At 33.2% G+C, this 15296-nt stretch carries 13 protein-coding genes; 11 read left to right on the top strand and 2 right to left on the bottom strand.

The window, feature by feature from the left end; genetic code table 11:
* Window positions 1–365 precede the first annotated feature (365 nt).
* Entirely contained in the window at window positions 366–1100 is a 735-nt protein-coding gene (locus ES677_RS10525) for a lysozyme inhibitor LprI family protein (protein ID WP_148370477.1), read from the top strand.
* A gap of 461 nt (window positions 1101–1561) precedes the next feature.
* Here the strand turns inward: ES677_RS10525 and ES677_RS10530 are convergent, their stop codons facing one another.
* The gene (locus tag ES677_RS10530; protein ID WP_148370711.1) at window positions 1562–2002 is read right to left on the bottom strand and encodes a DsrE family protein; all 441 of its coding nucleotides are present in this window, start codon (window positions 2000–2002) and stop codon (window positions 1562–1564) included.
* A gap of 603 nt (window positions 2003–2605) precedes the next feature.
* Here ES677_RS10530 and ES677_RS10535 point away from each other — a divergent pair.
* From ES677_RS10535 to ES677_RS10575, 10 genes are all read left to right on the top strand, one after another.
* The gene (locus ES677_RS10535) at window positions 2606–3058 is read left to right on the top strand and encodes a ferritin-like domain-containing protein (protein WP_148370710.1); all 453 of its coding nucleotides are present in this window, start codon (window positions 2606–2608) and stop codon (window positions 3056–3058) included.
* A 687-nt stretch (window positions 3059–3745) separates the two neighbouring features.
* A complete protein-coding gene (locus ES677_RS10540) occupies window positions 3746–5548 on the top strand; it encodes an FAD/NAD(P)-binding protein (RefSeq protein ID WP_246124496.1) in 1803 nt (600 codons plus the stop codon).
* Window positions 5549–5719: 171 nt separating this feature from the next.
* A complete protein-coding gene (locus tag ES677_RS10545; RefSeq protein WP_148381220.1) occupies window positions 5720–7852 on the top strand; it encodes a catalase in 2133 nt (710 codons plus the stop codon).
* A gap of 436 nt (window positions 7853–8288) precedes the next feature.
* Window positions 8289–8600: a DUF421 domain-containing protein gene (locus ES677_RS15850; protein WP_394349295.1), complete on the top strand. Its 312-nt coding sequence runs from the start codon at window positions 8289–8291 to the stop codon at window positions 8598–8600.
* Window positions 8601–9480: 880 nt separating this feature from the next.
* Window positions 9481–10041, top strand: coding sequence for a helix-turn-helix domain-containing protein (locus ES677_RS10555; protein ID WP_148370708.1), 561 nt, complete (start codon window positions 9481–9483; stop codon window positions 10039–10041).
* Between the two features lie 97 nt (window positions 10042–10138).
* Entirely contained in the window at window positions 10139–10264 is a 126-nt protein-coding gene (locus ES677_RS15805; protein ID WP_262712723.1) for a hypothetical protein, read from the top strand.
* A 322-nt stretch (window positions 10265–10586) separates the two neighbouring features.
* The gene (locus ES677_RS10560) at window positions 10587–11816 is read left to right on the top strand and encodes a hypothetical protein (RefSeq protein WP_148381221.1); all 1230 of its coding nucleotides are present in this window, start codon (window positions 10587–10589) and stop codon (window positions 11814–11816) included.
* On the top strand, window positions 11813–12058 hold the full coding sequence (locus ES677_RS10565; protein ID WP_148381222.1) for a hypothetical protein: 246 nt from the start codon (window positions 11813–11815) through the stop codon (window positions 12056–12058). Before ES677_RS10560 ends, ES677_RS10565 begins: the two co-directional genes overlap by 4 nt.
* 39 nt (window positions 12059–12097) lie before the next feature.
* A complete protein-coding gene (locus tag ES677_RS10570; protein WP_148381223.1) occupies window positions 12098–12283 on the top strand; it encodes a hypothetical protein in 186 nt (61 codons plus the stop codon).
* Between the two features lie 111 nt (window positions 12284–12394).
* On the top strand, window positions 12395–13405 hold the full coding sequence (locus ES677_RS10575) for an AraC family transcriptional regulator (RefSeq protein WP_148370705.1): 1011 nt from the start codon (window positions 12395–12397) through the stop codon (window positions 13403–13405).
* 400 nt (window positions 13406–13805) lie between these two features.
* On the opposite strand, the gene ES677_RS10585 is transcribed toward ES677_RS10575, so the two are convergent.
* On the bottom strand, window positions 13806–15215 hold the full coding sequence (locus ES677_RS10585) for a DASH family cryptochrome (RefSeq protein ID WP_148381224.1): 1410 nt from the start codon (window positions 15213–15215) through the stop codon (window positions 13806–13808).
* Window positions 15216–15296: the final 81 nt, after the last annotated feature.

Below are 15296 nucleotides of genomic sequence, written 5' to 3' on the forward strand. Positions count from 1 at the left end.
GGTTGCTTACCCGAATAAATAGGCCTCTGTATACGGTTTCTGTTCGTCAGTACCGAGTTTTGTAGTCTCGCTTTCTTCAGATGTAACTTTGCAGTTACCACCCTTGCGACTTACTAATGCTTCTAGGCGTTACCCCAGCGCATAAGGGACTTGCACCCTCTAGATTAATTACTTACTTTGCTGTAAGTTAAAGATGCCCATACTGGGCACACACACCGTGTATAATTAATGGCTGGTTATCGCCTACTTACGAAAATCCTTGCAGATTTTCTATTCAGTTTTTATTTGCTAAATTAGGTGCTTAAACACGCCACTAATCATACACAACAACGTTGGCAACAAGCTAAAAAACAGAACGCTGAAAAATGAATCGAATACTATTTATATTATTTCTGACTTTTAATTTGACTTGTTTTTCGCAAACTCAATCGGAAATGAATGATGAAGCGAATAACGAATTTAGAAAAGCAGATGCTGAACTAAACAACGTTTACCAAAAAATAATAACTGAATATAAAACTGACTCGATTTTTATTGAGCGACTTAAAAAAACGCAAAGAATTTGGATTTCTTACAGAGATGCGGAATTGGAAATGAAATTCCCAGCTGAAGACAAACGAGTGGAATATGGTAGCGTCTTTCCAATGTGTGTTTCCTATTTTTTGGGAAAGTTAACTGAAGAGCGAACTGAAAAATTAAAAATTTGGTTAGATGGAATTGAGGAAGGCGATGTATGTTCAGGTTCAGTTAAATCAAAATATGAATTAGACCCAACTTATTATTCAAAAGCATACATTGAAAAAGATAGTACAATTTGGATACCTCAAAATATAAATAGCGAAATCAAAATCTTTGGTTATCAAGAAAAAGATAGTTTATCAAAAAAATTGATTTTAATTTCAGTATTCACAAAAGATGTTGAGGACAATCCTTACAATTGCAAATATGGTTCATACTACCATACTCAATCAATGAATAATATAAAATTAAAGTATTTATCAACTGAAAATGAGTTTATGAAAATTGCCATTCTAAAAAAAGGGACATTAATTGATACAGTTTATATGGAAAAGAAATGGTTTGAATTTAGTGAAGAATAAAAGCCAGTTGCCAATCGAGTAGACGGCTGACAATCGAATGATTGCCAGTGCGCCTCTCACACCACCGTACGTACGGGTCTCGTATACGGCGGTTCAACGTTCATCTCAACAATTGCTCTTTACACCAATTGAAGCTACCTACTATTTTAAGCATAGGCTACAAAAATTTGCTCCTATGCGAATTTAATAGAGAACGTTGTTCCGTCCTTCCTTAATTGTGAGTCCTATGGGCTTTTTCTCCCACCTCGTTTCCCTTAAGTACTATGACTTCTGCTGACTTCTCCAATAGGCCAACTCGTAACTTTGGAGATCTCCAAAAAAAGGATTAGAGTTGACACTAAGTCAAAAAAAACGCTTGCACCCCATAGATACAAGCGTTTTTTAGGGTTCAAAATAAGAATCCTCAAAAGGGATTCACGTTTTAAGAATCCGGCTATTTCTTAAGCCTAATCTCCTATCGGTTATAACGTAATTGTTTTAAATCCGCTTTCCTGCAAACCAAACATATAAATAAACCCATCGGGTGTAAATGCTATGGAACGGTGAAAATCTTTATGCTTTAATTTAAAATAATTCATAGCAGCTTCACAAACAACGATGCGAATACCCGCTTTTTTACCGGCTTCAATAGTAGATTTCAACCCCTCATCTGTGGCTAAATCTTTAACTACAGGGCCAATTAACACCACTTCAAAATCCATATCTTGGTTATTAGCCTTGAGTCCGACCCCCGTTCTCACCGCTGCTTGAAAATAGCGCGCATTTGAAACAAGCATAGCGTATTTCCCATCCTTTTTAACAGCGTTCTCAATAGCGGTAACACTTATTGACTGTGCGGCTACTGAAGTGCATAAAACAGACCCGATAAAAATAAGAAGGATCATTAAAAACTGATTTTTCATACTTTCTTTTTTAAAATTAAATTTTGATTTCAAAATCGAAGATAGGCTTAAAATAATACGCGCACTGTAACATTGGTTACCTTAAAACTGATTATAGCTTTTAGCCACCCCCTCAACAATGGAAGTAAAACCAAAAGACTAAGGTGTACCAATGGCTAAAAATAATTTTAATAAACCATAACACTGATTTATGTTCCAGATAATCAGACTTTAAAATGTTTGTTGTATAGGGTTATAGCTGAGCTGTCTTTATTGCAACAAACCTTTAATCAATGATAAAATTCTTAAGAAAAAATTGAGTTATAACGTTGAAAAACAATAGGGCCTTATTTAATATAGCTTTTTAAGGCTACTATAGACGCTTCATTTATAGATAAAAACAGAAAAATAGCATTTTGAAATAGTCATTGTCCGGAAAAAGGGGAGTTTTGCTTCAAGTGGTAGAAAGCTTTTAAAAATGACCCAAAATCTTCCGAACCCAGATGAGCAAATAACAGTTTCATTTGGATTAACAATTGTTCTTTTAAGCAGCTAATTTTAGTGTGACTAAAGTGATGAATTCGGTAGGCATCAAATTTCTTACCGTAAATTTAATAGATTATTATGGCAATGTTTAACGACAAGACGAAAGACAAATTAAATGAACTTTTGGAAAAAGCATATGATGCAGAAAAAGGTTTTAAAAAAGTGGCACAACATGTTGAAAACCCAAGATTAAAGACTTTTTTTAATCAGAAAGCACTAGAAAGAAGCGGTTATATTAATGAACTTAGCAGTGCTTTAAGAACTCAAGGTATGGAAGTAAGCGAAAAAGATGGTAGCGTTTCTGGATCAATCCACAGAGCGTGGATCGATACAAAAGCACTCTTCTCTATAGATAACGATGAATCTATGTTAGAAGAGGTTAAAACAGGCGAAAAAGCTGCTATAGAAGATTATGAGGATATCTTAAATAATTATGAAATAAGCCTTCCTGTTAGAGACACCTTAATCAAACAGAAAGACGCTATTCAAGCTAGTTATAACAAAGCCGATTACTTGGAAGACATTCATTAAATTTTGATTTATACCTCAATTTAAATATTAAGAGTTTGGTTTAGGAATGCGCCGTATGCTAGACTCTTTTATTTGAATTGTGAAATAGGTTTTGATAGTTTCGGGAATAATAAAGAAGTTTAATCACCTAAATGCACCCATTTACATACTGAGAGGATAATTTTTACAGCTAAATTTCACATTAATAAAAATGCCAAGACTATTTATATTAGCTTGGCATTTATTATAATAGGTTGTTTTTCTTCGTTTTAATTATCTGGTTTCCATCCGTCGTTATGCGAATCATCGGTTTCATTATGGCCCTTTTACTATCTTTTCCTTTTTTCGTCCTCGAATCAAGAATTTCTCTATTTAGGTCGTTATTTTCATTAGTTTATTTACTTATAATTATATGATTTATAAGCTAATAATTGTTTTAATTAAGATAGTAATATGCCTCATTTTTATAAAATATTTAGCAAAAACCAAAAAGACTTATAGTGTTTAAAATTAACACACTAACTACTCAACTTAATATATAACACACCGTTTACTACTCATTTATTAGGCGAACCTCGAAATAGTAATCAACGCAATCTAATACTATAAATAATGACTATAATAAGCATTGTATTACAACTTTTAAGACATAAAATACGTCCTTATTTCTACGGATAAAACGGCAGATTAAGTAAAACAACTCTTTTTATGAGCACACTCAGATTGGCCATTATTGGTTCTGGCCCTACAGCACTATATTGTCTAAAACATATTTTAGATCATGAAACTGTATTAATAAAGGACTTCCAAAATATTACCATTTTTGAAAGTGGAAATAAAATGGGTGTTGGTATGCCGTATAATGCTGAGACTACCGATAAATACAATCTATCGAATATTTCTTCAGAAGAAATCCCAGAACTCACTCAACCTTTTGCTAACTGGCTAAGCATTCAAGATAAGGAATCACTAAAGGCCCTTAATATAACATCTTTCCCCATCGATGACAGTAAAGTATATAGTCGCCTAGCTCTAGGAGCTTATTTTCATAGTCAATACAATGAAATTATTCACCGTTTAAAACGTGCTGGTTTTAACATAAAAGAATTAATTAATAGTCCCGTCACAGATATTAAAGTTAATAATAAATCCGTAACTCTAGTTAGTCAGAAAATAAATTATTTTTTCTCGAAGGTTTTAATTTCGACGGGACATCACTGGAAAGACGTCGACAAACCCAGTACTGGTTATTTTGCGACGCCTTGGCCAATTTCTAAAATCATACCGAAGAATACTGAGTACTATAATTTTGAAATAGGCATTCTAGGTGCTTCGTTAAGTGCATTCGACGTTGTTACTTCTTTGGCCCATCGCCACGGAGAATTTAGCACAACGAAAGAGGGATTAAAATATAGGCTATATGAGGACGCTAAAGGTTTAAAATTTATTTTACATGCTTTAAATGGTTGGCTGCCTCATTTACAATATGAACAAATTGAACCCTTCCGAAAAATATATAGACACACCAACCGAGAGCACATCTTATCACTTATTAATGATAATGGCTTTTTGAGAATTGAAACCTTTTTTGATGCTGTGTGCCGTCCAGCATTAATTAAGGCCTTCGAAAAGGATAAGAATATAGAGTTACAAAATTTACTTTCAAATGACCGTTTCGGATGTCAGCAATTTATAGATACAATGGCTAAAAATCATACCTACATAGATTCTTTTAAAGGAATGGAATTAGAAATGATTAAAGCCCGCGATTCTGTAGAAAATGATAATCCTATTCATTGGATGGAGACGTTAGACGATGTAATGTATTGTTTAAATTTTCACGCTGAATTACTGTCGGCAGAAGACCACCTCTTCTTAAAAAAAGAAATTAAACCTTTTCTTATGAATGTGATTGCTGCATTACCTCTAGATTCTGCTGAAATTTTAATAGCACTTTACAAGGCAGACGTTATCGATTTAATAGCAGGTAACGTAGAACGTATCGAAAATTTGAACACGGATAAAACCACGATTGAAATTACAACAGACAAAAGACCACGGCAAACAAAAGCGTACGATATGTTTATAAATTGTTCGGGAAACGATAACGTGGAACTGGCGAATTATCCGTTTCAATCTATTGTGAAATCTGGTATTGTAAGCAAGGCAAAAGCTAAGTTTGAAGGTGCGCATTCAATCAATGATTTAGACCAATCCATAGATCGCAATCACGTTGTATCGATTAAAAACGACCTTTTCTTACTTACGGGAGGCATTGAAATTGACGCTGCTTATCGCCTACTTTCTACCACTGGAAAAGTACAGCCCACAATACACAACTTATCTTTTACACATACGCTTGGATGTAGACCGTACTCTTACGGGCTGCAAGCGTGTAACGCTACAAGTTCTATAGTTATACAATCTTGGCTTAGTCCAGAAATTAATGAAAAGAGTATTGTAACACCCCAAATTATTTCGAAAGTATACCAAAATAATAGAGAATTATAGCACCAATAAAAATAACGATAATGATAAGAATGACATAATCCGTACAATGGTCGATAGCGTTATTATATAACCATTATACGTTAAAAACGCTAAAAATTTGATAACAATTCAGGAAAAAAATTTGTAAATTCATTACCGCAAAGCACTTATTAACAAATAACTACAACTTAAATGGCTAAGAAAGACAACTCTCAAAACAAGAAAACCGAAGATTTAAAGCAATTTGAAAAAGACGCTAAGAATAAAGTAATGACCACCAATCAAGGTTTAAAGGTTAACGACACTAACAATTCTTTAAAAGCGGGAGAACGTGGCTCTACGCTCTTAGAAGATTTTCTACTTCGCGAAAAAATAACTCATTTCGATCATGAGCGCATTCCAGAACGCATTGTTCACGCTCGAGGAAGTGCGGCACACGGGTATTTTGAATTATACAAGAGCATTGAAAAATATAGTAAAGCAGGCATTTTTACCGATACCAATCGAAAAACACCGGTTTTTGTTCGATTCTCTACTGTTGCGGGTTCTAAAGGGTCTCCAGATTTAGCGCGAGATGTTCGTGGTTTTGCAGTAAAATTCTATACGCAAGAAGGCACGTGGGATTTAGTAGGTAACAATATGCCCATCTTTTTTATTCAAGATGCTATGAAATTTCCAGATTTAGTGCACGCTGTAAAACCCGAACCCAATAAAGAAATTCCTCAAGCAGCTTCTGCGCACGACACCTTTTACGATTTTGTGTCGCGGACTACAGAGACGCTTCATAACCATATCTGGGCGATGAGTGATCGTGCTATCCCGAGAAGTTTAAGAATGATGGAAGGTTTCGGAATACACACCTTTAGACTTATAAATTCTGAGGGAGAATCTCATTTTGTGAAATTCCATTGGAAACCAAAGTTAGGCGTGCATTCTGTAACTTGGGATGAAGCCGTGAAGATTAATGGCGCAGATTCAGATTTCCATAGAAGAGATTTATGGGACGCTATTGAAGCGGGGCACTTTCCTGAGTGGGAACTCGGAATTCAAATTGTTGCACAAGAGGATGAACATAAATTCGACTTCGATTTATTGGATCCTACAAAGCTCATCCCAGAAGAATTGGTGCCGGTAGAAATTATAGGTAAAATGACCTTAAATAGAAATCCTGAAAACTTTTTTGCCGAAACCGAGCAGGTCGCTTTTCTTCCTGGACACATTATTCCGGGTATAGACTTTACAAACGACCCGTTACTTCAAGGCCGCTTATTTTCTTATCGCGACACCCAATTATCGCGGTTAGGAAGTCCTAACTTTCATCAAATACCAATAAACAGACCAATTGTCGAAACGCATAACAACCAGCGAGATGGGCAAATGCAAATGGATATTCCTAAAGGACAAACCGCCTATTTCCCAAATTCTCTTGGTGGTGGTTGTCCGCATATGGCAAAAATGGCCGAAGGTGCTTTCAATTCTTACGAAGAACGTATAGACGCAAAAAAAATAAGAACCCGAAGCGAAAGTTTTAATGATCATTTTTCTCAACCCGCATTATTTTATAGAAGCCTTGCCGATTGGGAAAAACAGCACGTTGCTGATGCGTATACTTTCGAGTTAGGCAAGTGTAAACACAAACATATTAAAGAACGTATGCTATGGCTTATTGCACAAATTAACAAAGACTTGTCTCAACAAGTTGCGAAAGGATTAGGACTTAAAGTACCGAATACCATAGAGCAACCTATTAATCAAGCTATTGGAGCAGATGCCGAAGTAGAAAAACACCAGCCTCCAAAACAAAAGAATTATCTAGATAAGGCGCCGTCTCTAAGCCAGTCGACAACTAAATTTGATAGTATTGTTACACGCAAAATTGCCGTTTTGGCTTCAGATGGATTCTCTATGAGTGATTTTACAGCGTACAAAAAGGCGTTGGAAAAGGAAGGCGCGATGGTGAAAATTATAGCACCTCATGGTGGAACAATTAGGTGTGATGAAAATATGGAACACGAGGTAGATGCTTCAATTATGACAACGGAAAGTGTTCTTTTTGATGCCGTTTATATTCCGGGTGGCAAAAAATCTATTGAAATGTTGAAAGAAGAACCAAAATATATAAAGTTTATAAATGAAACTTTTAAACATTGTAAAGCTATAGCCGTCGACAATGAAGGAGAAGACTTATTAGATACTACGTTCGTATCAAAATATAAAAACGACAACGCCATTTTTGTAAATGAAAAAGTGAACGGTTTTATTAATGCCATAGCAAAGCATAGAAACTGGGATAGAATGCCTATAGCAGCTAAAGTGCCAGCATAGCAATTTATTTCTAATAGAAAACGATATTACACTAAATCGAGAGGGGAACGCTACTACTTAATTTTTTAAAAATTTAGATTATTAAGTACAAAACGCGTTTCGTATTTTACTCCTATCACTTTTTTGTAGTATCGTTTTTTAATTCTTAAATCACCTTATTTAGTAGTTAAATCTCATTACGATTATAAATTTAACTTATTTTTTAAAAGGCGCTTATATGTACTTAATTAAATATTGTTTACTGTTCTAAAACGTAATTATTTTAAAAATCTACGCTTAAATCTCTAAGAATGACATCTACTTTTATTTCAATTATGGCACTTTATCAATATATATACTGGATGTCAATGACTTATTTAATGAATTAATAGATCATACTGCATTTTCGTTATTTGTAATTGCACTTTCTAGTATTGGATATTATACCGCCATTATTATTTATACACGGTTATTTGGAAAGCGAAGTTTCTCTAAAATCTCCAGTTTCGACTTTGCTATGACAGTGGAAGTGGGCTCCATTACAGCGACCACTATTTTATCTGAATCGGTGTCTTTTATAGAAGGAGCGCTAGGTTTATTAATGATATACACTTTACAATTACTAGCGGCTTACTTTAGACGCTACCATTGGTTTAGAAATTTAATTAACAATCAACCCACTTTACTAATGGAAGGTCAACTCATTTTAAGGGGCAATATGAAAGCTGTAAGAGTTACAGAAGGCGATTTACGCCCTAAACTTAGGTAAGCTAACGTAATAAAGCTCTCGGAGGTTAAAGCCGTGATTTTTAAAACGACAGGTAAAATGGTTGTAATACATAAAGAAAATAATGACTCCATCGATAACTGGCTTTTAAAAGATGTTAAACGCTAATGCCATATTGTTTTAAAAAACATTGAAAAATATGATTTTCATTATCTCTTGTGTTCTCTCTGTGCTCAGTATGACTTTTTTTAGCGCGATTTGGATCGCAACTATAAGAACCTGGCGTGGTTGGCTCATTTTCTATTGGGTGCGCTTTTTCTTAGTCTTTATGAATTGCTATGGTCCATTTTTAATTTTGATAGGACGCTATGGTAGGGTTTAGCCTTAGGAACGCTATCAGGTCTAATGGGGATTATAGGCTTTAAAATTATGTTTTAATTAGTCTTTTTAATTCTCAATTTAATAATATTCATTATTATATTCATCTTTTTTTTGCACATATAATTTTTTAGTGAGGTCGCAATTAACGTTTATCAATAGCTAAATTAAAAGCATCACAAGAATATGTTAGACTCTTTTTAAAGTTGCACTTAGTAAGACAATCAGAAACATTTTCAACGCACAACTGTAATCAAAATTCACAAAATTACTCACATAATAACAGTGACTAGCGATCTTATTGATTACCTATTATTAATAAGCATTTTAACAAAAAATATATTCTTGAATATCTTAATTCTCACGTGTTTCCTTATATATTTAACACTACTTATTTTAATTTTTTCTATATATAAAAGACTTAATATTAAACACATATAAAGAATTCATAATCTCTAAAATTTTTATAACTTTTAATCCTATTAACTATTTTTTATCACCTATCTTTAGTTAATAAGATATAATTATAAATTAATATTAAAAGATGACACTTTATATTAAGCACATGGTAAGTTTAAGATGTAAGCTCATGGTAAAATATGAGTTAGAAAGACTACACTTAAAATATATACGCATAGAACTTGGCACTGTCGAAATTGAAGAGAACATTACTAATGCAGTAAAACAAGAATTGAAATTAAATTTAGCTATTTCTGGCCTTGAATTATTAGACGATAAAAAAAGCATTTTAATTGATAAAATAAAAACAGTAATTATTGAAATGATACATCATTCTGAAGATATTCCAAGAGTTAATTGCTCCTATTTTATTAGTCAGAAATTGGGTTGTGATTACACCTATCTATCCAATTTATTTTCAGAGGCAGAAGGTATTACCATTCAACACTTTATAATAAAACATAAAATAGAGAAAGCCAAAGAACTTCTATTAGATAACGAATTAAATCTTACTGAAATATCTCACAAACTTCACTACAGCAGCGTCGCGCATTTATCAAATCAATTTAAGAAAATTACGGGGTCAACACCTTCAATTTTTAAGAGTTTAGGCGAACTAAGAAAGGAAAATTTAGAAAATCTGTAACTTATGTAAGTTTGCCGTTTAATTATGTAACAACTTATAGGGAATTTTTAACCACCTTTATTGTAGTACAACGAAGTACATTTTAAAACAATTTATTATGAACGACAAGAATAAACAAGAAGATCACAAAAAGGACGTGAAAGGTAATAATAAACAAAAAGTTGATTCTAAACACAACACTGATTCTACAAAGAAAACTCCTGAAACCAAAAAGAAAAACTAGGCAGAAGGTCTGAATTTTAAACCTTTTAAAATATGCTTTTTATAGTCTCTAAGTGATAAAATCAATTAATTATAAGAACAGTTGTTAATCGACTGTTCTTATTTTTGTTTTGTTTTGAATTGAATTGAGACTTTAAGTCTGCTTTCATTTCCTATTTACTCCTTTAAAATACCCATATATTTTCTTATTGAATACTGAGAAATATCCATTATCATTTGTACTACTTCAAATTAGTTCTATTTAAGCTAATTTAAAATGTTAAACTGCAAATCGTTATAGCAATTTTTCTGGAAAATAGCATCGAACTATAAACTAGAATAATATGGAACGATCGCTTTTCACCGTAAAAATGCTCTTAATTTCCTTGAGCAACGCTGCACAAACCAATCGCGTAGAAATTGATACTTCTACCATTAATTCTCATTTTTTTATTGCCATTATAGCTGGTGTTTTACTCGCTTTAATTTTTCAAATTATTTTAACAGCACTGTCTGTGGCTTTAGGAATAAATATGATTGGTAACTTAAAAAAAACGTATGTTGAAAATAAGGTTAAACCCTCAGATAACGAAAAAAATAATGATGACACATACAATCAAGATTACGATGATTATGAGGCAGCAGCCGGAGTTAAAATAAGTAGCGCTTTTGGCATTTGGAGTTTACTTACTACCGCCATTTCTCTATTTGGCGCTTCTGCGATAGCCTTAAATTTAAGTTTCTTTGGTTATTTAGCTTCAAATTTAACAGTCGCTTTAGTTATTTGGGCTCTATTCTTCCTCATACTTTTTTACATAGAGACTAAAATTGTAAATACCCTTATTGACTGCTTAGTAACCAAAGCTACTTCTGGTTTGAAATCGTCGGCAAACATTATTAAACAACTTTTTGCAACATCTGATGAAAAGAAAATTGAAAACGTAATCGGGTCATCTATAGATAAAATTAGAAAAGAATTTGATGTTAATTTAAATACTACAGATCTCTCTAACGTTTTAGATAAATTCCTTACAAAAGTGGATGATAAAATGCCCAACTACGATACGCTAAAAGAAGGTCTAGATAAAATAGCGGGTAAAAGCAAATCCTCGAATAGCTCGGGAAAATATATGGCTATTCAGCAAGTACTAACGAAAGCTGTTGATAAAGTCGATACTTCTAGTGATAATGAATCAAATGAAAAAGATAATAAATTAAAGTTTATTTTATCAGATTTAAAAAATGCGTGTACAAGTAAGGGTTCTACAGCTAAAGTGGTAACGGTCGCTATTACTAAAAAAACGCCAGTTGAAGAGTCTCAAATTAACGACACTATTAAGCAAGTAAAGGAATATCTTTCTAAAATTACGCCTGAGGCTTTTTCGGGAGCAAAACTTACTGACGACTTTAACAAAATACTGTCGGATCCTAAATCTATTGGCGCTATTTTCTCTACTAAGTTTGCCGATTTAAATAAGGACAGTATTATTGAAACCTTATATAAAAATACGTCGCTAGATGAAATAAACTTAAGAATTATGCCGATAAAATTGAAGAAAGCATTTCGAACGTGAAAACGACTTTTGAAGATAGCGATATGAATACTATAATGGAAGGCGCAGAAAACGCTATCGCAGAATTCTTTAATAGCACACAACGTAAAGAACTTAATTATAACGACTTAAAACAAGATATAAGCAGTATTTTAGGTAATCCGAAAGACTCTCTCGATATAATTAAAGCAAGATTAAGTAAAATGGATAGTAATACCATTAAAGCTTTAGTAACTAATAACAAACATATAGATGAAAGTTAAATTGATTCCATTTCTTCTAAGCTAGATAATACTGTTGAAATGATTAAATCTAAAGTACAGAAAATTGAGCAAAAAGCACAAGAGCAATTAGAAATGACGAAGAGAAAAGCAGTTATTCAAGCAGAACACGCTAGAAAAACTGCAGCTTCAGCAGCTTGGTGGTTAATTATTACAGTGGTGTTTTCTGCTGAGGCTGCAATGCTAGGCGCCTGGATAGAATTATAATAGATTTACAAACCCAACTTCATAAATTAAAAAAGCATATATTTATAGTGTAGATTTAAGGATGTCTAAATATTTAGACATCCTTAATTTTAAAAAAACACACAGTCCTTTATGAAAATTTGCAAAGTAAACTCATTACCACTAAAAGAAGTTATTGAAAGTTTAGCCCAGTGTTTTGATGTAGAGTTCCACGAAAATTGCGATGAATATTTTATCGATCTCCCTCCAACGATAGGAATAGGTCAGATTCGTGGCGTTAATTTTGACAACGGATTAGGTATTATTAATTATAAGTGTAAATTTTTTAAGGATGTTAGAATAGATTTCACAATAGATGATGTGCACCCTGTTAAATTTATATATGCCTTAAAAGGCCCTGTAAATCATCGTTTTGCAAATGAAACTGCCGCACATAAAATAGCACAATACAAATGTGCCATTGTCGCTAGTGAAAGTAATAATGGGCATTTGCTCTTCTTTGAAAAAGATAAGGACATTGAAATCGTTAGTTTAGAAATCAATAGGAAAGTGTTTGTTGAAACTTCTAAGTGTGAATTAGACGGCATCTCTGAAGATCTTCAAAAATTATTTAGAGATTTAAAAGCAGATCATACGTATTACCATGAAGGTTACTATGGTTTAGAATTTAAGACGCTTTTAGATGGTATTGCTAAATATGAAAATCAAAAACTAGTACGCAAATATTACTTAGAAAGTATTGGTCTTCAAATATTCATCAAACAATTAATCCAACATCGGGATGATAAGTTAGGTTTTACAGAAAGTAGAATCCTTCGAATTAACGAATTAAACCGAGTGGAAGAATTATCTAAATATATTTCTGAAAATTTAGATAGTGAATTATCGGTTGCAAACCTTTCAAAATTATCAGGTTTAAACCCTAACAAGTTACAGAAAGCCTTTAAATATTTATACCATTCTACAGTAAATGAATACGTAACCACAACACGATTAGATACGGCGCAAAAGTTATTAATGGAAAAAGATTTAAATGTTTCTGAAGTAGTTTCTGTTGTAGGTTTTAAAAGCTTTAGCTATTTTTCTAAAATTTTTAAAGAAAAGTTTAAAATTAGCCCAAGTTTATTTAGAGACTTAAAATAAAATAAGATGCTAGCCCGCTTGTTACTTTACTCATTCTAGATAATTTTGATAATGCATCAGAAATCGCAGTATGGAGACAGTCTTATATGAAGCATTGCATCAATCAATCAATCAAAGCATTCTTCTCAAAAATTAAAAGATGCCGATGGAGGTCATAATAGGAATTGCAGCTGGCGTATTTACCTCTTTGGCGATTATCTCCAGATAGTTAAGGCTCTCCGGACAAAAAAAGCTGGAGTCGTTAGTGCCTTTATGTTTGTAATATTATGCAATGGGATTGGTTTATGGACCGTGTATGGGGTAATAAAACAAGATTAGCCTATTATTATTATCAATGGCATATCTTTTCTATTAAATTCTAAGATGTTATTTGTAGTTTTAACTCAAAATAAAAATTAAATTAATCCATAGAGTTCACCGCTACTAAAATCCGGTTTATAGACCGCGACCACTTTTTATAAATCGCAATGGGTTGCGGGTAATTGGTTTTACCACTAACGGCATCAAACAACCAAGGGGCGAGAATTTTAGAGTCAGTAATATGATTTAATTCTGGAATCCATTTTCTAATATAGTCCTCAGATTTATATTTTAAACTTTGATGAACCGGGTTTGTATAATATATTTCGAAAGCTTGCATATGCCAATTCATCCAATTTGCACTAACATCGTAATCGATAAGAGTGCTTTCAAAATAGGCTGCACCCCAAGTCCAATTAATTTTTAAATCGTGAACAAGATAACTAGCACAGTTTACTCTACCCCTATTACTCATATATCCTGTGCTATTTAATTGGCGCATATGTGCATCAATAAACGGAATACCTGTTGTTCCGTTTTGCCATCTTAGAAAATGTTCTTTATTATTCTCAAATTCTAAATCCTTATTCTTAAACCCTTTCAAATAGAATATAGCATTTCCCATTTTCATTCCTTTAAAGGTGAAATAATCACGCCAAACCAGTTCAAAGATAATCCACCATGTGCTTTGATTTTTAGCGACTTTAGCTTCATATTTTTTAACGGCTTTAAATATTAATCGGGGAGAAATACAACCAAGCGCTAAATAAGGCGAAAGTTTAGAACTATAATCTAAGCCTATCGATTTGTTGCGAGACCATCGGTAACCTGTTAATAATTTAGAGTCGAAAGTGTAATACTTTAACCTATTAATGGCCGCATCTTCTCCTCCATCCAAAAAAGGCTGAGCATTTTTATACTCCACAATTGAGAATCCATAAATGGTAGGTAGCGGAAAACCCGTTGACGTAACGTCGCAGTGACCTTTACTATGTTGTGGCGTTTTAAAAGTAGGTCGCGGTACACTTTCCTTTCCAACGGGAATTCGGTATGCTTTACTCGTTAAAGGAATAACGGGAATGGTAAACGGAATATCGTTAATATGATATAAGGTTTTACCCCAATAAGAACGGAACTCGACATCGGGTAAAAGATGTATTACTTTGGTTTTAATATTCAATTCTTCGTACGCAGAGTCCTCTTCTGCATAAATTTCGGTGATACCGTATTGCTTGACTAACTGCGGTATTTCTGTAACAGCACTGTTAGGGCTAATAATGAGATGTCCGCCCAACAATTCTAAGTTTTTCTGTAAATTTAAAACCGATTGTTCTAAAAACTTAAATCGATTACATCCTGCTTTTCTAAAGCCCAAGTCTAGCATTTCAAAAAGGTAAGGTTCTACAGAAAAGAAAAATAGCAAACGATCACAATGGTGAATTGCTTGGCAGAGCACTTCGTTATCGTAAACTCTTAAATCATTCTTAAACCATACTAAACCTGTTTTCATTGGTAACTCATTTTAAACCTGATTCTTTCACAATAGAAAATTATAAACCTAACTATCCAAAAGGCTATTGCCAAGCTGCGC

It is taken from the genome of Bizionia gelidisalsuginis (assembly GCF_008086185.1).
In the GTDB taxonomy this organism is placed as follows: Bacteria; Bacteroidota; Bacteroidia; order Flavobacteriales; family Flavobacteriaceae; genus Bizionia; species Bizionia saleffrena.